Origin of the sequence: Halioxenophilus aromaticivorans (assembly GCF_042850945.1) — a bacterium.
Classification (GTDB): domain Bacteria; phylum Pseudomonadota; class Gammaproteobacteria; order Pseudomonadales; family Cellvibrionaceae; genus Halioxenophilus; species Halioxenophilus aromaticivorans.
On sequence record NZ_AP031496.1, the window covers coordinates 371,882 to 389,105 of the forward strand.

Sequence of the window (17,224 nt, forward strand, 5' to 3'; positions counted from 1 at the left end):
CTAGAAAATTTACTCAGGCGGGTTTTCTGGCAGCTTATTGAAAAAACTGCTCTCGTCTATATCGGTAGTAGATGGCTGATCTATCTCACTACTAGGCTCTTGCTCGGCCGGAAGCGTTTCTTCAATCAACTGCGCCAGTATTTTATCGGTGACTAAAGTGGTGATATCCGGGCGAATGGTAATCCAAGCTTCTGCGTCTTCCATAGCATCATCGTTACCACTGCGAATTAACCGCAGCTGTCTCAGCTTTCTAAACAGGGAACGCCGGTCTGTGGTTGACTCCGGTAAAGGACGGTTGAGCAGGTTTTTGCAGGCTAGGTTAAGCGCCTCCATTGGTAGCACAACCTGGCCTTGTTCATCAATCTGACCTTCGCGTAACGACTTATCGTATTCAGCGCGTAACACCAAAATAGTGGCAACTTCCTGTTGCGAAAGTCGCTGGCGTAGGCCGGTGTTAAAGCTGTCATCGCAGTCACTAAGACCTGGAACATCAGCCCCAGGCGGAAATAATCTCACGGATTGAAAACGCGACTCATGCAAGATGCGAATGTGTAAAACTACCAGATATTCTTCTACTAAATCGTGCACTTGCAGATAGCGGTCATAAAGCTCCGCTTCTTTTTTGCTTTCGTTACGGCACAGCACGGTGTGATCCAGCAACCGAATCATCAGCTCAGAAAACAAGGGTAGGGTGGTGCCTCGTGCTTCCAAGGCGGTGTTAAGAGGTTCAGTGATTATCATCTTGTTCCAGTGTTAACAAAAAGCCATCACGGCGGTCAAAATAGTGCTCATCGGTAATGGGTTCACTAGGTTCAATGCGCAGTTTAAATCCGGCTGCGCAATGGTCGGCGCCGCCCAATTCAATAATGTGGCTTAGCGCTAACAGATCGGTGGCACTGTTGATAGGAAGGTTGCGGCTGTCGATATGGTTACCGGCATCCAGAGCGTTGCGCAAATAATCTCGCATGGCACCGCCATTAATATTGAATGCTTTTTCCAGTAACTGTTGGACGGCTAACTCTCGTCGAATTTGGTCATCAGGAGCATCCAATTCATGGATCTGGCTCTGCACCGTGCGTTTTGGTGCTCTTTCACGCAGGAGAACCTGTGCAGGGTCTATCAACCCAAAACTGACGCCGGCCATTGCATTACCAGCGGTTTCCATGCTGCGCTGGAAGTCGGTTTCATCCAAGTCCGATAATTTTCGGCACAAACCCACTAAGTCGCTGTGCTGTTGGTTGTGCAGGTAGCTCAGCTGCTGAATGATGATTTTGGCCCGCCGAGTAAAGCCTTGCAGGGCTCGGCGCAACGCCGGCAACATGATCTCAGCGGCGTTACGCATACGAGTTTCGATGCTTTCGAGCAGCTGGAACAATACCGAGCTATCCTGGCTAACGATTAGCTCCGGCGCCACCCGGCGCAGCTCAAGCTCGGCGTTTCTTTTCCACGCTTTGGGCCGTTTTCTAATCTTATCGATGGTGCTCTGAATGCGATCTCGGTGTTTTTCGACGCTGTCTGCCGACATCCTTACGGCAACGTCTGGCTGGAATCGTTTTTCCATAAAGTCGAAAAATTGATCACTGGCTTGCTGCACCAGCTGCTGGGCTTCCACCTCTTTCACTAGCTCGCGCTTGCGTTCCTCCAGCTCTGCAATAATGTCGGAAAAATCTGAAATAATGCGCTCTGAATGCTCGTGGGCGTCGATGAGATCGTATACCTCTCCACGGTCTAGGAATGCCACTAAGGAATTCAGGGTATTACGAGTGTTACGGTGGCGAGTGCGAACACTGCGGCCATCCACCTCAACCAGTGTTTGAGTGAACAGCCGGCCAGTTCGGCTAAAGGGGTAGGTGGACTGAAAGGAGGCTTCGTCCTTATCGCGCTTTAACCAGCCATGCTCCACCAAAGAATTGAGAATCCAGCCGGCTTGTTCGCGGTTACCGCTAAATCGGCCGACGTCATCGTTGCCCTCAAGCACTGGCGCACGCTCCAAGGCCTCCACAAACACATCCAGCACCTGATCCCGTTTCAGGGATTCACCATAGTCGGCCTGGGAGCTGTAAAGCCGTTCGTGCAACAAACGTAGGCATTCCACCACTTGTTCACGGTACTTGCCGGTGAGAGGCCTAAACAGTTGAGACCGATCGTCGCTGAAAAACATGCATTCTCTATCACATTCAACGGCTGCCTATTCAGCCGGGGCTGAACTTTATCACCAAATGGTGCAGAAAGGTGGCGGATATAACGCACAAGGAACTTCACCCAACCGAACCTTTACTAATTGCCATTAAGTAAAGAAAAGGGTATCTTTACTGAACCCATCATAGTAAAGAGGTGTTCCATGCCAAAAGTTAGCGCTAAAAGACAGATTACCCTGCCAATTGAGCAATGCAAAGCAGCAGGTATAGAGCCGGGCGATGAATATGATAGCTACGTGGACAACGAAGGCCACATTACTATCGTGAAGAAAGTTGCAGGATCTGCTAAAGGTCTTTTGAAGCGGATGACCGCTGACAAACGGTATACCGATGAGCAATCCTTACATAGTGGCCTTTCTCAATGATTGCGATCGATACCAATATTTTATTGCGGTACCTGCTCGATGACGACAATGCTCAGTCGACGCTCGCAGCGGATCTGATTCTCGGCGACACCACGGTACTCGTTACCGATGTAGTGTTGGCAGAAACTATCTGGACGCTTAAGGGCAAACGCTACAACGCGGACAAAGAGGCTATCATCAAAGTCGTACATTCCCTGTTCGAAGAACCAAACGTCGTCTTTGAAAGTAGGCAAACAATTTGGCGAGCGGTAAACGATTTCAAAAATGCAAAATCAGTTAAGTCTGGCGGTAAGCGTAAAGAGGCTGATTTTCCCGATGCCCTGATTATCAATAAAGCTAGGTATGTAGCGAGTGAAGCGGCAACAGAATTTGAGGGAGTCTATACCTTCGATGTTGCTGCACAACAGATACCAGGCACGAAGAAGCCATAGCTGTAAATCATCACATGGGGAGATAGTTGAAATAAACAAGAGTGATCTAATGTAAATACCATTCAAACTAGTTGCCTTTTTAGAGTAACTAGGGCCTGTTGACACTAATTTGGCACCACTGCTGGAGACTTTCTAATGGTCGGTGGTTCTGACTGCTTGATGAGTGAATTTCGTTGATGACTTGCATAAGTAAACGTCTTTCTACTTAGCTAAGAAAAACATAGGCCGCGATGGTATGTGTAAACAAGCCCCCCCCAATATATCCTATACTCTTTAGTATTGGACATAGCGTAATGGTGGCTAGGGAAATCCTAAACAAAACTTCAAAATCCACCATAGCGGGGTACTAGGGATTTTCCGTCCAAAAACGACAAAAATCGCTGAAAGCCCCGCCATCCGTGGCCTCTCAGGGAGTATTACTATTACCGAACCGGTAAATATCCCTCGATTGTGCGCATCAGTTCCTCCAGATCCGGTAACTTTTCACTCAATTCGAAGGTATAGATACCCTTTAAGTTGATGTTATACCAAGCCACTGGAGAAGCCTGTTTGACTATCTGTATTCGTTTATCGTCATTCTGATATTCGAAGCTGGTAAGCAGCTGGCTGAGTATGCTGGAGTTAAAATAGATGATGGCGTTGGTGACCAGACGTGCACATTCGTTCCAAAGTTGGATTTCTTCATCAGAGCTACCCCGGAACTGATCCCCATTGACGTTACTAATCGCTCGACGCAATTGGTGATAGGCCTCCCCCCGGTTAAGGGCGCGCTGAACATAGTTGCGCAGACTGGCATCATCGATGTAGTTAAGCAGGTAATTCGCTTTTACCAGGCGATTGTACTCGGTCAGGGCCTCCAACAAGGGATAGTTTTTCTTGTATCCGGAGAGTTTCCGAACCAACGTGGCCTGTGTTGTCTTTCGTTCTTTGAGTGACACTGCGATTCGTTGGATAGTGTCCCAGTGCTGCATGATACGTTTGGTGTTGATGGGCTTTTTCAGGTGTAGCTGGATTCTCTGATCCTTCCCTTCCTTTACATCAAACATCTCATTGATGACGCGGCCAACCTGCGCGTAGCGCGGCGCAAAGCTGTAACCGAACAGATCCAACAGAGCGAAGTTGACGTGATTGACCCCATGGGTATCGGTAGAGAGGACATCCGGAATGATCTCGGAGCTGTTGTTCATCAGCAAGTCAAAGATGTGGTGGGATTCGTGTTCATTCGCACCGATCACCCTGGCGTTAACGGCAGCGTGATTGGCGATTAAGCTCATGGCCGAGACGCCTTTCTGAGTGCCAAAGTACTTCGATGAGTAGCGCGTTTTGAAGGTTTCGCGCCGAGCCTCGAACTTTTGGCCATCGGCACTGGCGTGGATAATATCCTCTTGGATGTTGTAATGCTTGAAGATGGGCAGCTTGGCCGTCGCGTTGTTGATGTTATCGCTGGCTACATTCAAAGTTTCCAGTCGTAGATAGTTTGCCTGGATGGTGCTGAGTTGATCATAGGTGCGATCGGAGATTTGAGCCATGCCGTAGATGCCTTGGTTTGTCGCATTTCCCACCAGAATCGCTAGCAGGTCATATTCGTGGACTCGGCTCTTGGACTGGGAACCCATTACATGTTCAAAGCAATCAATGAACCCTGTGTCGCGGTCAACCATGCGCAACACATCGGCGACGCCCGTCGTCGGTATCTGCTGGAAGAAGGGGTTGTTGACCAGGTACTTTTTACTCGCTGTCGGTAACCGCCATAAGCGCTTACCCTTGGGATTGCGCAGGATGATATTACGGTTATCATCTTGTTCCAGGTAATCACTGACCTCATGAAAACGGATCTCCAGATCCCTGGCCATTTGCTCGATCAGTTTATGCGGTTCAGCGGTCAATTTTGGTAGCTGGGTTTGATCCAGCAACTCAGCCTTTTCTCTTTGCCAGCGTCCTCGACTCACCAGATCAGCCTCCAAAGCCCGGTATTTAACGACATTCGGCAAGGTCAGTTGCCCATTCAATCGGTCAGGGATTTGTAGATACAGGTACCATTCGTAGCGACCTGGGTTAAAATTTCCGCCCTCGTCCTGCAAGAAAGGCAACTGTTTTTTGGGTGGCAGCCGGCCGTCTATATTTGCCGTTGAGATGACTCCTGGGGCTGAGAAGTCAAGTCGGGCGTGATCCAGTACTGCTGCTAGGCGTTGAGTGCCCTCACTGCCTTCGAAGCGCAGGCAAAGAAACAGCTGCCGGAGCAAACCTTCCCTTAAGCTATCTCTCTGGTCATAATACTGCCACGTAGCTTCTTCAACGGAACGCTTTTGTTCATTCAGAAACAGACAGACGGACTCCAGGTCTTTCTCCGCAAGAAGCTTCAGGGCTTTCTGCTTTACCGACCCAAACGGTTGCTGTTGATCAATGCTGCCATCAATGAATAGGTGCAGAACTTCTGCCGCCTTGCTGACATTTTTAGCAGCTTTTTGCCAGTCCTTATAAACTGCTTCCTGCGCATAGGTCTTGGCTTTTTGCTTGATCTGTCGGACATGATGAACAAAACCATCAGCTATGCGCTCCAATGCCTGCTGCCAGCGGGACTGCAGATAGCACAGGAGATAAAGCCGCTGATTGCCCACAGACTGCCGTTTCATCTTGGCACCATAGTAGTCGACCCGCTCAGCAAGATGTTGTTGATTTTTCTGGGACAACGATAGTCCGCTCAAGAGGGAATTCACTTCCGGCATCCAGTGCTGGATATGGAAATGTACGGCCAGCTCCTTCTCCAGCTCGGTACCAGTAAAGTTACGGGCATATTGACGCAACTGTCGTAATGTAAGCGTTCCGTCACCATTTACAAGGGTGGCCAATGCTTGTTTTAAATCCGGAGACAGCTCAAATTCTACGTGGGTAATCAGCCGTTCTTGTTCCTGACCAACAACCTGGCTGATGATTTTTTGCAGTGTGCTGTAGGCTGGGATCGCAATTTTCTGCCCTGACAAATACTCAATGGCTGCATCGAAGAGGTATCTCGGAGCAGACCAAGCTTTGGCCTGCTTGATTAGGTGGGCTACCAAGGCAGATTCATGGCCTTTAGAGCTCCAGCGCTGGTATTCACAGAGTTCGAATATCCGCTGGTAAATCCGCTCGTTTTCTTTCTGAGATAGATTGAACGGCCTAAAGCCCGGTCCTGGTAGTACTGTTTGGTGGACGTGCTTGAGATCATGTTTTATCTGATGAAAACCAAGGTTTAGCGCGACAGGCTTAGCCTTAAAATAACCCAACAACAAGAAAAACATGTAGCGCTGGCCACGATTTCGGAATTTATTGCCAACTGCCAGTTCCTTGTCGTTAAGAGAGAAAAAGAATCGTTGATCGTTAGATGTGAAAATTGGGGGGCCGTAAAAATCATCTTGTTCTGCATCAGACAGGATCTGAACACGTTCTTCATATGCCATATTTTTAGCCTAAAAAAGCTAAATTTTAACCAAAATCGGTGTAAATATGGACTTCAGAGAAAGTAATACCATTTGGGAGACTACGGATGGCGGGGGCTACAGCGTTTTTTGTCGTTTTTGGACGGAAAATCCCTAGTACCCCCGGAAGACCGTCAACAGGAACGCGAACAATTCCGTACAACCAATCAGCAGATGCAGGATCAGCTTCAGGAGTTGCGTGGCCATCTTGCACAAGCAGAGATTCGATTATCCGAACTGACTGAAACTAATAGACGACAGCAACAACGCACCGAGGAACTCGAACAGATCAGTACAGGGTTTAGTCGTGAATTGAGCGAAAAAGCCAGGAACATCGAGAAATTGAACAACGAGCTTGAAGTGGCACTATCGAAGAGCCTGGAGCATCAGCAGCAAAAAGATAAACTAACCGAACAGTTAACAGCGATTGAACGCCAGAAAGCAGCTGCTGATAAAGAAGCAGCTTTACTATCACAATCTCTGGAAACCGCCAAAGCTACACTGAAAGCAGCCCAAGATAAAATGATGATCCTTACCGACGAAAACAAGCTAATCCTTCAGGAAAAGGCAGTCGTACAGGGGCAATTTAAGCAGCTACAGTCTTCGCTTTGATCCCGAAATTGTACTGCGCAATAGGTTGCATTACCTGTAATATGCGTAATTGTAGTTTTTTCAAGTAGGCAGGCTTATGATATTAATCAGTTCGATAGACAGTACGCGGCAGAAGAATGTCATCATATCTTTTTATTATCAATAGGTTATCTGCAAAGTGGCCAGTTTCAACGCTTTTACCGGCCGGACCTCAAATAGTTCAAATAAACGTGACTTTTAAAGACTGATAATGCACTCGCCTAGTCGGATAATATTATTAGTCTTCTGCTAGTAGATCTTAGCTTCCCCTGGTGGGCGGTTCTTGAAGCGCCGATGTACCCACATATATTGTTCAGGGGCGCTGCGTATTCCCTCTTCTATCAGGGCATTGATCTTCGTTGCGTCAGCAATGTCATTACCTGAAGGAAAGTCATTAACAGGTAGGATTTCTATACGGTAATGACGACCTTCATTTTCCCGATAATGGTGAATCATTAATACTTTGGCCCCCGTGATTTTTGCAATAGTTGATGTTCCCGTCACCGTTGCCGCTGACAATCCAAAAAAGGGAGCAAATACAGCGTTTTTTGTTCCATAATCTTGATCGGGTGCGTACCAAACCACATAGCCATCGCGTAAACGGCGTATTAATTTTTTAAATTCTTTCTTTTCTATCGGCTCACCATAACGAGAGCGTCCTTGAGTCAGGAAAAAATCTAACACTGCGTTATTATTTTTTCGATACAGAACATCCATTTGACTAAAATTGGTAAACAACACACCGGCGAAGTCTAAAGTTGTAAAATGAGAACCGACTAATAAAACCCCTCTTCCATTAGATTGTTCTTGCTCTATATATTCAAGCCCAACAACACTCACCAAATGTTGTAAATCAGTCGGATTTTTAAACCATCCAGAAATCGTTTCCAATAAACCGATGCCTTGATCTACCATTGTCCGATAAACAAGTTTTTTTTGCTCATCATCGCTAAGTTCGGGAAAGCAAAGGCGAATATTGGTCTCACAAATATGACGACGGCGTTTAATCAATCGAAAAGCTAGAGATCCGGCTACTTTACCAAGACGTATAATGACCCGGTGAGGTAGAAAGCTTGATGTGGAAAGCACTCCCAAAATCAGCCAGCTGGACCAGTGGCGAGGGTGCAACAGCTCTTTGGGTATGCCTTTAATGTTCATGCTAAACTTCGACCTTATCTTTTGTTTAGAAAAGGTCAGGATAGATTCCGTGTTATGTACGGAGTCAAGCGCTTAATGAATGATGGCAATATTTAGCAGACGACTATTATGGTTGTAATGAATCAATGATGGGGCAATGGCTGTCATCCTGATTGCTATCACACTGCTCTACAAGCTCGGTAAGAGCACTTTCCAAGCGCTGTAAATCGGCTAGCTTTTCTTTTACGGTAGCCAATTTATGTTCAGCAACTTCCTGAACCTGGTAGCACGGGGTGTCATTTAGTTGAATCAAATTGGCGATTTCATCTAAGGTAAAACCCAATTCTTGTGAACGCTTTATAAAACGAATCCGATTTATGGTCTCTACAGGATAATGACGATAACCTTTTTCAGGCTTGAAGGGCTGCTTAATTAAACCGCGTCGCTCATAAAAGCGTATGCTTTCGATATTGACGCCAAGCTCTTTGGCGACTTTGCTGATTGTTCTTGTCACTTGTTGTGTCCTGTGGTCACCCATATTCCTGCTAGAGAATGATTATTGTTTGTCTTGATAAAATATCGTAAAGAGAATTTATCAAAATACAGTCAGCATTTGTTTTTTCATATTTTCCAGAACTTTTCTAGCGAGACAAACAGAGATCTGTCTGCCATCAGCCCAGAAAAAGACGCCATTGCTGCTTCAAAATTACTTAACCAACGTTGGAAATGCATTTCCTCAAATGCGTGAACAGCGTTAATTGTCCTGTGTAGCTTAATCAAGTGGTTATTATACTGAGCGTTTCCGAAAAACATTTTCTGCCAATACAAACTAATAGTTTGCAATTGCTCATTAATATCAATTAATGCATGTTCCAAAAATACGGGTGCCATAACACTATCATCAAGCAATTTCCCATAAAAAGAATGCGCGAACCTATCAATATTTTTTACGGTATCAAATTGTGTTGATTCATTGAAGTACGTCAATGAATCAACAGCACACGCCTAAATAGGAGGCTAACCCAATAACACCAGCAAATGCCAGTATCATCATTACTGCTTCTATACCATCTTTTCGCCTTAGGTACGCATTTCTTATTGCTAACATTTTGTCACCTTGAAATTGAAGCTTACTCCCGTACTATAAAGGCCGTACCATGATACGGTGTCAATAAAAAATCGAGACAATAATCGTCGGGCAAAGTGCTGTTAACAAATACTGTTGTTGCCATATTTTTAACTTCCAGGCTTGACGCCGTACCGTACTACGGCTGATAAAATTCTCACAATTTAGACCACTAACTATAAAACCGAAATACCGAGGCTGATATTCATGAGTAATTGCTGTAGCAAACCTAAAACAACCAAAGCGAACTGTCCGAGTTGTGATGTAATACAAAAATCTGTTGCTTTTGAGACCTTGTTACACCATGTTTCTTCTCCCTTAAACCAAGAAATTCAACCACAAACTTATTATTTCTGCTCCAATCCGCAGTGCAAAACGGTGTATTTTGGAGAGGATGGTCAGCTTATTTCTGTAACACAAGTACGAGGTGTTGTAGGTCAAAAACAAAAATTAGAATCACGACCAATTTGCTATTGTTTTGATGTAACAGCCCAGCAGGTGCTTGATGAAATTACCACCACTGGCAAAAGTACATCGAAAGCCTTTGTCATTGCTCAGACTAAGGCGAAATCTTGTGCTTGTGATATTCGTAACCCTTCAGGCGCCTGTTGTTTGGCAGATTTTCCTACCTAAAATAAAAGGTCGTTGCTGTTGTGAACGTTATTTAGAAAGAAGCGGTAATCTGAAGCCGGATTTAGATTAGTTACAGAACGAACACTTACGAGGATTAAGTTATTGGAATTACAAATAGGAGAACAGCAAAATTGAAGCGTTCTCTATGAGTCACCACGGTAAGTATTGTTAAAAGCAATTAACTATCGATAAATGACGCGGTCATATATGTGTAAGCATCATGGGACGGAATTAATCAAAATTATTAGGAATAACGAACATGCTGTCTCTGGCATCTACATTAAGTTTTGCTCTTGTCGCCGGAATGAGTATACCTGTAGGGGCATTGATCTCGACCAATAAGAGGCTAAGATCTTACTGTTGCCAACATGAGATTGACAGTTATGTTTCTTACTTTGGTGGTGGAGCGCTGCTAGCTGCAATAGCGCTTGTACTTGTACCTTACGGTATAGAACACACCACAATTCCTGATGCCACAGTAGCATTTTTGGCCGGAGGAATTGTCTTTTGGCAACTTAGTTCATGGATGAGGCGTAGACGTAATACCATATCTCAATTTCTTGGAATGATATTGGACTTTATCCCGGAGGGAATAGCGTTAGGCGCAGCTGCGGCAACAGGCTCGAATACAGGGTATCTGCTCGCTGCGCTGATAGCACTACAAAACATGCCGGAAGGTTTTTCAGCATATCATGAAATGAACTCGGGCGGCGTAACAAAAATAAAACTTTGGGTGATTTTTCTTACGGTTCCAATAGTGGGGCCGCTCGCGGCATGGTTGGGCTATACTTGTTTGTCAGCAAGTAATCATGTTCTGGGATTGATCATGCTATTCTGCAGTAGCGGTATCATTTATCTAATTTTTCAGGATATTGCTCCAGCGGCTCATCTAAAAGATCAAGACTTCCCAGCAATGGGTGCCGTAACTGGTTTTTTACTGGGCATGATCGGAACTATGCTAATACACTGCTGTCCCGTTAACTTTCATATGAGCGCCATCTGATTTATATCAGGCAGGCTATTTGGCGGTGTATCGCCTCTCAACAAGGCCATTAGGTCTCTTTTATCAAAAAGATTAAGCTGTAATAGGCGCAGTATCTGCTGCATACTTCTTGTAAGCTTCGACTGAAACTTTAAAAAGGCAATGAGCAAATAAACACACATTGCGACCCAGATTTGAGTCATTACAGCGTTCTTGCTCGTACCAATAAACGATGTTACTTTTAAGTTCTGCTTGATCCACTTAAAGAACAACTCTACCTGCCATCGGGCTTTGTAAATATCGGCAATGGTCTTGGCGGCCAATTTGAAATTGTTTGTTAAAAATACATAGTGCTTACCCGTCTCCGCATCTTTATACCCCACCCGTCGTAATTGAACGGGGCATTTTTTGGAGACATGAGGGCCGGTGAACTCGATCGTTTGATCACACGTCAATCCTTTGCCTTTCAGTACGGATCGACGTTCAATAATACGAAATTTCGCATTGCTCTTAAGCCGGGTGACGAAGAAAATCTCCTTATCTGTCAACTGCTTATACCAAGCGTAATCATTGTACGCTTTATCAATCGCAACAATACTCCCCTTAGGGAAGTTGAGCATACGACCTACCGTGACATCGTGTTTCTTCCCTTCCGTGATGGTCACAAACTCGGGTAAGTAGCCGGCATGATTCAAGCCAACGTGCAATTTCACCGCGCCTTTGGTGGTGCGAAAGTCAGCCCAGGGAAACGCTGACAAACACAAATCGATGGTCGAGGCATCCAGCGAATATAGCGGGTGGTTAAATTTGAAATTATGATCAGGCACCACGCTTTGGCAGCGCATTAACAGCTTTCCAAACAAAGCTTCGTACAGGGCATAGGGCTTATCTTCATTGATGCGCGATAGGTTAGACCGCGACAGCTTGGCGCTGCCCAGATGGTAAAGGCGATGCATTTGCGCCGACATATTATCCACGATATCGCGCAAGCTGTTTCGACCAGACAATTGGGCCATCGTCAGTGACACAAACTGCGACCAGCGAGAGGCTTTACGGAAGGCACGGCCTGAATGATGTTGTTTGGCAAGGGTCTCAAATTCATGTCTCGGAACAAGTTTTAGTATTTGTGAAAGAATGGTATTACAATGCGCCATGGTCTGGTTCCCCCTATTAATACGCTGTTTTCTAAGCAATCTCATTGTATCAATTGCGGCGGAATCAGACCTTCTTATTTCTCCTTAACGGGACAGCAGTGATGCTAATACATTGATTTTCTACTTCAATCCACAGTGCGAAAGGGTTTATTTTGGAGAGCAAGATTGATGTCCGACCGGTAAAAGCGTCAAATCTAGCCAATCTACCAAAATGCTCAGTGTGGTATGGAGAAAATGCAGCCATATGCTCCCGAGTGATGTGGTGCCCTTACGACTTCAATTGATTAAATGCCTCTGTCATCGCATTCACGTTGTACAAGATTGCAAACAAAATGGTTGTGCTTAACAGTTTTACTTTGCCCATGTTTCAAATTAGCTGGTATTTTCCCACCGTTGGCGAAGAACAGCCAACGAGCAAACTCAATGAACTCTTCACTTTTACAAGTAGCACCTGGGGTCTGGCGATCATCTGCAGGATTTACCGATGAGGAAAAATAAATCCCGTAGAGATGATCGCCAGACCCCAAATAGAATAATTTTTTTTGCAAATAACTGATATCTGCTGGATGCGTCAGCGGATTAGTCTTGAAAGACTGAATCAATGATTGGACTTCATTCCATCTTTCACCGTTTTCCAGCAGAAAAATGAACAGTTGGTGGAAAACATGGCAGTGATCACCACTCAGAAAGCAGAAGTGGAGAAGCAAGTGGCTGTGTTATCCCAGGCATTGGAGGTCGCCAAAGCTGAACTAAAAACCTGCCGGGACAAGATTGTATTTCTGACTGACGAGAACAAAATAATAATTCAGAAAAGGTGATGATTCAGGGGCAATTCAAGCAACTACTGGCTCGCTATGATCGCGTTAGAGCCAAACTTGCCAAATTTGTCGGTTCTTCCACAGGCCCCCAATGAGTTCCTGAAAAAGCGGGCGAGTCAGCAAGCCCAGCAATCCATCAATAGAACCTGGGTGGCACTCGATGATGAAATGGTGGATTTTCATCCAACGCCAATAGTTGGGTTTTACACTCTAACCAGTTGTACGGTGGCTCATACAGACATCCAGGGGAACTATCCCCACTACCCATTACCCGCTTTTAAGTTAGCCTGGTTCGGTGTTCATAATGAATATCAGGGCACTCCAATGCGCGTTGGTGAAGAACTGCTAGTAGAGGCACTGCTTCAGTCTTGGGAGCTCTTTACCCACACTCAACTAGGTGTTGCCTTAGTTGTTGACCCGTTAACCCAGAAAAGTGAAGACTTTTTCCGGAAATACGATTTCCAGGAAATTGGGCGCTCTTTCCATGGTCAAGAAACTCTCTATTTGCCGATGAGAAAAATCCGACAGATGATTGAAGCGGATCTGCTTCTGGGGGCCGAGGAAAAGTTTGGCTCAAGAACGAAAGCTGAACGTTGGTTTGATACACCTGATTCACTGTTTGGTGATCTCTCGCCTCGAAAGATGATCGATGTAGTCGGTGGCGTCGGCATTTTGGAAGATGCGATCTATGAGAGTTGAAGGCGGCGCGCGTCAGCTCTGATTCTTGTTTACAGATCAGTTTCAGCTTCCTGAGCTGTTTTTACGCTATCGGGGGGAATGACATGCTCAGCGCCTGGATCAAGTTTCGAAACCAGGTTGTGTACCAGTTTTCCCTCCACTTGGCCACGTGATCTCCTGTGTCACAGACGACATGGCCCGCTTACCAGCAGGCAATAGCAGTGCCAGAGCCAGAACCTTTCGTGCCCCAGTAAAGGCCGCCATCGTATTGAAATTGGTCGTAGCGAGTCGGAAGTTGTTCGATTGGGCCTCGGTGCTCCATCAAAAGGCTACGCGGGCACCATTGAAAAATTTAAGTTGAACTGCCTGGGCTAATAATCAGATTTCCATTTAGTAGCACAATGAATTCAGACTATCCTTAATTTATCTCGTAAAAACAATGAGTTAAAATATTATAGATTAATAGAATAGGATTTTTATTTGCAATAGCCTAGAGTGATCAATGGTAACTGGATCCAGATGGGAAGATGCGTATGTCGATCAATGACCTTCTGAAACGTAGCTCCTCCCATGGTACGGAGGAAGCAGAAGTAGCTTTCTTCTCAGCTATAGAGGCTTGTGGCCTGTTCCTGAATCAGTGACTCTACGCTTGAATATACTCACCCGGGCAGGACTCAAGCCAATTTTCCCTGGAATCTAGCCAAAGCCGGTTTGTTGATGGCGGAAATGCCTAGGACAGGTTCGGTCAGCTGCCCGAGATTGATTATTTTGAGACCGGAGCCTGATGTTCCTACAATACCCGATTGCCCCGGCACAGTTTCCGGGTGATCCCAGGGTGAAGGCCGTTATTGAGCTGGCTTATCCGGAGGCTGATTCGCTAACACGGTGTCACGTCTCAAGACGAGGTGGCTGCAAGAGCGCCAAGATTGGCGTCGCCGTGAGCTGAGAAGAAGCGCTCATCTACTGGTGGACGGATGGTGTCTACAGCAATGGTTGTCTAGATGACAGGCTCTGCCTGTTGGTGATCATAGGAGTTACCGAGTATGGCCACAAGGAACTGGTCGCGGTTGAAGATGGCCATCGGGGGTCTGAAGCCAGCTGGCGAGAGCTGCTCACCGGCTTGCGGGAGCGGGGCCTGGATTATGCCTCCAAGCTGGCCGTAGGCGACAGGGCTCTGGTTTCTCTATCTGGCGAAGACCCGTGAGGGCGCTCACAAAGCCTTTGACAGCACCTTGAAGCGATTCCGGGACAAGTACCCGAAGGCCATGGAAAACCTTGAAAAGGATCGGGATGAACTGCTCGCCTTTTACGACATCCCGGCAGCGCACTGGATTCATTTGCGGACCACCAATCTGATTGAGTCCACCTTCGCCAAGGTAAGGCTGAGTACAAAGCGAACCTGGTCCTGTGGCAACCCGACACCACGTTATCGATGGTGTTCAAATTGCTCCATTCCGTTCAGAAACGCTGGAAGCGGATCAAGGGGTTCAACCAACTGAAGCTGGTGGTGAACAACGTCCAGTTTCGGGATGGAGAACGCGTGGATGATCAATCAATCTGGCAGAGACGCCGCCTTATGGCCATTTGCCAGATTTGATAATAACTCCAGATAGTGCGGATTGATGTGTAATCAAAAAAAGGGGCGTTGCAACCCCTCCCAAATTTACCCATAATTAAAGCGTTGACAATAATTACAACATACGGTGCAAGCCATGTTATCAAACGTGCTCAGTAATGCCGTGGTTTTTGCTCAGGCACACCCGCTAGAAGTATCCGATTACTTCAGTCGTCATGTCGGGCACCACATACTGGAATTTGCGGATCGGGTTTGCAGTCGCACGCAAGCCTCTCGCCTCAATTACCGTGATTTCGCTGGCCTCGGGCTGTCATCCATCAGCTACGGTGATAAGGTGAATGTTCGTTGTCCCGAACCTCGAGAGATCTACCATTTTCAGTTTGTGGCCCGAGGTGAATGCCTTTGGCGCTTCCCGGACAAGAACATTCGGCTGTTGCCTGGTCAAGCACTTATGGTTAATCCCTATGATCAAGTATCGCTAACGTATTCTGCTGATTGCGAAAAAGTTATTGTTACAGTGCCTCCAGCGCTGATCAACGAAATATGCCTTGATCAGGCAGGCTCATTGCCTCGTGAAGGGGTTAAGTTTTCATCTGATGTTATAGACTTGAGTGAATCGGCATGTTTCCTGAGGTTGCTGGATGTGCTGTTAGCAGAGGCCAATGGCAGCGAGTTGGGTCTGGAGCATGTGCAGCGGCCCTATCGCGAAATTCTGATCCGCAAGCTGCTGCATCAGTTCAGCAGCAATATTGCCTCCGAGCATGACCTACACGCCAATGATCCCAGTTTTTGCCACCTCTTGGCTTACATCGAGACCAATATCCGCGCTGACCTGAGCGTTGAAGAACTGGCGCAGGTGGGGAATGTGAGTACCCGCACCGTCTACAACTTGTTTGCCAAGTATTTTAGTGTGACGCCGAAGCTGTTCATCAAGCAAGCCAAGCTGAAAAGCCTGCGTGAAGATTTGGCCGGTGGCAAGGCTATTCGCAATGTGACGGAAGTTGCTTTGGACTACGGCTTTACCCACCTTGGGCGTTTTTCATCCGACTATCGCAAGATGTTTGGTGAGCTGCCGTCGGAAACGCTGCAGCGCAGGCGCTGAAGCCACTGAATGCCACCAAGTGGTAGCTCACTCGGTTAATATGAGCGGCACGCCTGATTTAGGCGTGCCGTTTCAGTTGTGGCTGACCGCAGATCTCATCCGTGACCTTCTGTACGCAGGTTATCAGCTGTTGCCGTAGCGGTGAACCCGAGGTGATGTCGGTGTCGCAGGCCATCCCTATCAGGCTGACGGCCGATGAGATGTGGCCGTTGATATCGTAAATGGCGCTGCCCGCCACGTTCAGGTCCGGTAAGTAGTCGCCGTAGAAACAACACAGGTTGTCGTTCCTAACCTGAAGCAGGTGTTGTCGAAACTGTTCGCGCTCAAGGGCACGGCCGCCATGACGAGGCAGGGCCGGTGGATGCTGGAAAAACTGCTCCAGTATCTCTTCACGGCGCTCATGGGGTAGGCTGGCAAGGAAAATTCGGCCTGACACTGAGAAGAAGGGAGACAGTTCCAGCCCCAACCGTATATTGACAGCGACGGGAGAGGTGGAGTCCAGCCATTTGATTACCAGCGGCGCATGGCCGTTCCAGATTGTCACCGATACGGTCCTGTTGCTGGCCTTATTCAGCTCTTCAGCCGCACTGAAAACCAGTCGAATCGGATCGATGCGGCGAATGGCTGCTACTCCGAGTGTCAGGCAGGATCTGCCCAGCGTGTAGCCGTTGCCGGTGTCATGAGCGATATGGCCCATGCGCAGCAGGCTGACCAAGTACTTGTGCAGTCGGCTGGGCGAAAGCGACAGCCGGTCGGACAGGTTTTTGAGGGTCACGGGCCTGGGTGACTCTGCAATGGTATCCAGAATTCGCAAGCCGATCTCAAGAGAACCGATCCCTTGACGTGGGGGGTTGGCATTTTTTTCTATTTCTGCAGTCATAGGCGGGGTCCCTGTAGTGCTGCTTGGATGGGGGATTGTACTCGTAACCGATCCGGATC

The 17,224-nt window shown here is 46.9% G+C and carries 17 protein-coding genes and 1 pseudogene; 9 read left to right on the forward strand and 9 right to left on the reverse strand.

All coding sequences use genetic code 11. The features are described 5' to 3' along the window. Positions 1-9 precede the first annotated feature (9 nt). Positions 10-741, reverse strand: coding sequence for a DUF4194 domain-containing protein (locus tag ACGHM3_RS01805; RefSeq protein ID WP_345426763.1), 732 nt, complete (start codon positions 739-741; stop codon positions 10-12). Beyond that, on the reverse strand, positions 728-2,161 hold the full coding sequence (locus ACGHM3_RS01810; protein ID WP_345426761.1) for a Wadjet anti-phage system protein JetA family protein: 1,434 nt from the start codon (positions 2,159-2,161) through the stop codon (positions 728-730). The genes ACGHM3_RS01805 and ACGHM3_RS01810 overlap by 14 nt, the downstream gene beginning before the upstream one ends. A 180-nt stretch (positions 2,162-2,341) precedes the next feature. On the opposite strand from ACGHM3_RS01810, the gene ACGHM3_RS01815 reads away from it, so the two are divergent. Together ACGHM3_RS01815 and ACGHM3_RS01820 are read left to right on the forward strand one after the other, a co-directional pair. After that, a complete protein-coding gene (locus tag ACGHM3_RS01815) occupies positions 2,342-2,563 on the forward strand; it encodes an AbrB/MazE/SpoVT family DNA-binding domain-containing protein (RefSeq protein WP_345426759.1) in 222 nt (73 codons plus the stop codon). Further along, the gene (locus tag ACGHM3_RS01820; RefSeq protein ID WP_345426757.1) at positions 2,560-2,994 is read left to right on the forward strand and encodes a type II toxin-antitoxin system VapC family toxin; all 435 of its coding nucleotides are present in this window, start codon (positions 2,560-2,562) and stop codon (positions 2,992-2,994) included. The genes ACGHM3_RS01815 and ACGHM3_RS01820 overlap by 4 nt, the downstream gene beginning before the upstream one ends. A gap of 422 nt (positions 2,995-3,416) precedes the next feature. Here ACGHM3_RS01820 and ACGHM3_RS01825 read toward each other — a convergent pair whose 3' ends face one another. After that, positions 3,417-6,431, reverse strand: a complete 3,015-nt coding sequence (locus ACGHM3_RS01825; protein WP_168450396.1) for a Tn3 family transposase — start codon at positions 6,429-6,431, stop codon at positions 3,417-3,419. Between the two features lie 72 nt (positions 6,432-6,503). Here ACGHM3_RS01825 and ACGHM3_RS01830 point away from each other — a divergent pair, with 72 nt between their 5' ends. Next, positions 6,504-7,061: a hypothetical protein gene (locus tag ACGHM3_RS01830; protein WP_345426403.1), complete on the forward strand. Its 558-nt coding sequence runs from the start codon at positions 6,504-6,506 to the stop codon at positions 7,059-7,061. A gap of 267 nt (positions 7,062-7,328) precedes the next feature. Here the strand turns inward: ACGHM3_RS01830 and lpxL are convergent, their stop codons facing one another. The 3 genes from lpxL to ACGHM3_RS01845 all read right to left on the reverse strand — a co-directional run bounded on the left by lpxL (position 7,329) and on the right by ACGHM3_RS01845 (position 9,107). Next, the gene (gene lpxL / locus ACGHM3_RS01835; RefSeq protein ID WP_345426401.1) at positions 7,329-8,237 is read right to left on the reverse strand and encodes an LpxL/LpxP family Kdo(2)-lipid IV(A) lauroyl/palmitoleoyl acyltransferase; all 909 of its coding nucleotides are present in this window, start codon (positions 8,235-8,237) and stop codon (positions 7,329-7,331) included. A 106-nt stretch (positions 8,238-8,343) separates the two neighbouring features. Continuing rightward, entirely contained in the window at positions 8,344-8,730 is a 387-nt protein-coding gene (gene merR, locus ACGHM3_RS01840) for an Hg(II)-responsive transcriptional regulator (RefSeq protein WP_345426405.1), read from the reverse strand. A 107-nt stretch (positions 8,731-8,837) separates the two neighbouring features. Then, positions 8,838-9,107, reverse strand: a complete 270-nt coding sequence (locus tag ACGHM3_RS01845) for a hypothetical protein (protein WP_345426399.1) — start codon at positions 9,105-9,107, stop codon at positions 8,838-8,840. A gap of 442 nt (positions 9,108-9,549) precedes the next feature. On the opposite strand from ACGHM3_RS01845, the gene ACGHM3_RS01850 reads away from it, so the two are divergent. Together ACGHM3_RS01850 and ACGHM3_RS01855 are read left to right on the forward strand one after the other, a co-directional pair. Continuing rightward, positions 9,550-9,975 (forward strand): putative iron-sulfur cluster-binding metallochaperone, encoded by a 426-nt coding sequence (locus tag ACGHM3_RS01850; protein ID WP_345426397.1) that lies wholly within the window; start codon positions 9,550-9,552, stop codon positions 9,973-9,975. A gap of 259 nt (positions 9,976-10,234) precedes the next feature. Further along, positions 10,235-10,978 carry a divalent cation transporter gene (locus tag ACGHM3_RS01855; RefSeq protein ID WP_345426395.1) on the forward strand — a complete coding sequence of 248 codons (744 nt, stop codon included), beginning with the start codon at positions 10,235-10,237 and terminating at the stop codon, positions 10,976-10,978. Here ACGHM3_RS01855 and ACGHM3_RS01860 read toward each other — a convergent pair. Together ACGHM3_RS01860 and ACGHM3_RS01865 are read right to left on the reverse strand one after the other, a co-directional pair. Then, positions 10,960-12,111: an IS4 family transposase gene (locus ACGHM3_RS01860; RefSeq protein ID WP_345426393.1), complete on the reverse strand. Its 1,152-nt coding sequence runs from the start codon at positions 12,109-12,111 to the stop codon at positions 10,960-10,962. The two genes, ACGHM3_RS01855 and ACGHM3_RS01860, sit on opposite strands and share 19 nt — an antisense overlap. Before the next feature lie 284 nt (positions 12,112-12,395). Next, on the reverse strand, positions 12,396-12,713 hold the full coding sequence (locus ACGHM3_RS01865) for a hypothetical protein (RefSeq protein ID WP_335660905.1): 318 nt from the start codon (positions 12,711-12,713) through the stop codon (positions 12,396-12,398). A 3-nt stretch (positions 12,714-12,716) separates the two neighbouring features. On the opposite strand from ACGHM3_RS01865, the gene ACGHM3_RS01870 reads away from it, so the two are divergent. The 4 genes and pseudogenes from ACGHM3_RS01870 (at position 12,717) to ACGHM3_RS01885 (ending at position 16,285) form a co-directional block, all read left to right on the forward strand. After that, positions 12,717-12,929, forward strand: a complete 213-nt coding sequence (locus tag ACGHM3_RS01870) for a hypothetical protein (protein ID WP_335660904.1) — start codon at positions 12,717-12,719, stop codon at positions 12,927-12,929. 36 nt (positions 12,930-12,965) lie between these two features. Further along, positions 12,966-13,628 (forward strand): hypothetical protein, encoded by a 663-nt coding sequence (locus tag ACGHM3_RS01875; protein WP_345426387.1) that lies wholly within the window; start codon positions 12,966-12,968, stop codon positions 13,626-13,628. 855 nt (positions 13,629-14,483) lie between these two features. Further along, positions 14,484-15,204: pseudogene (locus tag ACGHM3_RS01880) on the forward strand (transposase); the annotation flags it as partial. A 115-nt stretch (positions 15,205-15,319) separates the two neighbouring features. Beyond that, positions 15,320-16,285, forward strand: a complete 966-nt coding sequence (locus ACGHM3_RS01885; RefSeq protein WP_342632596.1) for an AraC family transcriptional regulator — start codon at positions 15,320-15,322, stop codon at positions 16,283-16,285. Positions 16,286-16,343: 58 nt separating this feature from the next. Here the strand turns inward: ACGHM3_RS01885 and ACGHM3_RS01890 are convergent, their stop codons facing one another. After that, a complete protein-coding gene (locus ACGHM3_RS01890) occupies positions 16,344-17,165 on the reverse strand; it encodes an IclR family transcriptional regulator (protein ID WP_168450401.1) in 822 nt (273 codons plus the stop codon). Between the last annotated feature and the right edge of the window lie 59 nt (positions 17,166-17,224).

What these genes read in the sequence shown, in the direction of transcription:
- ACGHM3_RS01855 (WP_345426395.1), top strand. Translation starts at nt 10,235, where the DNA reads ATGCTGTCTCTGGCATCTACATTAAGTTTTGCTCTTGTCGCCGGAATG.
- ACGHM3_RS01815 (WP_345426759.1), top strand. Translation starts at nt 2,342, where the DNA reads ATGCCAAAAGTTAGCGCTAAAAGACAGATTACCCTGCCAATTGAGCAA.
- ACGHM3_RS01845 (WP_345426399.1), bottom strand. Translation starts at nt 9,107, where the DNA reads ATGGCACCCGTATTTTTGGAACATGCATTAATTGATATTAATGAGCAA.
- ACGHM3_RS01860 (WP_345426393.1), bottom strand. Translation starts at nt 12,111, where the DNA reads ATGGCGCATTGTAATACCATTCTTTCACAAATACTAAAACTTGTTCCG.
- ACGHM3_RS01890 (WP_168450401.1), bottom strand. Translation starts at nt 17,165, where the DNA reads ATGACTGCAGAAATAGAAAAAAATGCCAACCCCCCACGTCAAGGGATC.
- ACGHM3_RS01825 (WP_168450396.1), bottom strand. Translation starts at nt 6,431, where the DNA reads ATGGCATATGAAGAACGTGTTCAGATCCTGTCTGATGCAGAACAAGAT.
- ACGHM3_RS01820 (WP_345426757.1), top strand. Translation starts at nt 2,560, where the DNA reads ATGATTGCGATCGATACCAATATTTTATTGCGGTACCTGCTCGATGAC.
- ACGHM3_RS01810 (WP_345426761.1), bottom strand. Translation starts at nt 2,161, where the DNA reads ATGTTTTTCAGCGACGATCGGTCTCAACTGTTTAGGCCTCTCACCGGC.
- ACGHM3_RS01875 (WP_345426387.1), top strand. Translation starts at nt 12,966, where the DNA reads ATGATCGCGTTAGAGCCAAACTTGCCAAATTTGTCGGTTCTTCCACAG.
- ACGHM3_RS01805 (WP_345426763.1), bottom strand. Translation starts at nt 741, where the DNA reads ATGATAATCACTGAACCTCTTAACACCGCCTTGGAAGCACGAGGCACC.
- lpxL (WP_345426401.1), bottom strand. Translation starts at nt 8,237, where the DNA reads ATGAACATTAAAGGCATACCCAAAGAGCTGTTGCACCCTCGCCACTGG.
- ACGHM3_RS01850 (WP_345426397.1), top strand. Translation starts at nt 9,550, where the DNA reads ATGAGTAATTGCTGTAGCAAACCTAAAACAACCAAAGCGAACTGTCCG.
- ACGHM3_RS01885 (WP_342632596.1), top strand. Translation starts at nt 15,320, where the DNA reads ATGTTATCAAACGTGCTCAGTAATGCCGTGGTTTTTGCTCAGGCACAC.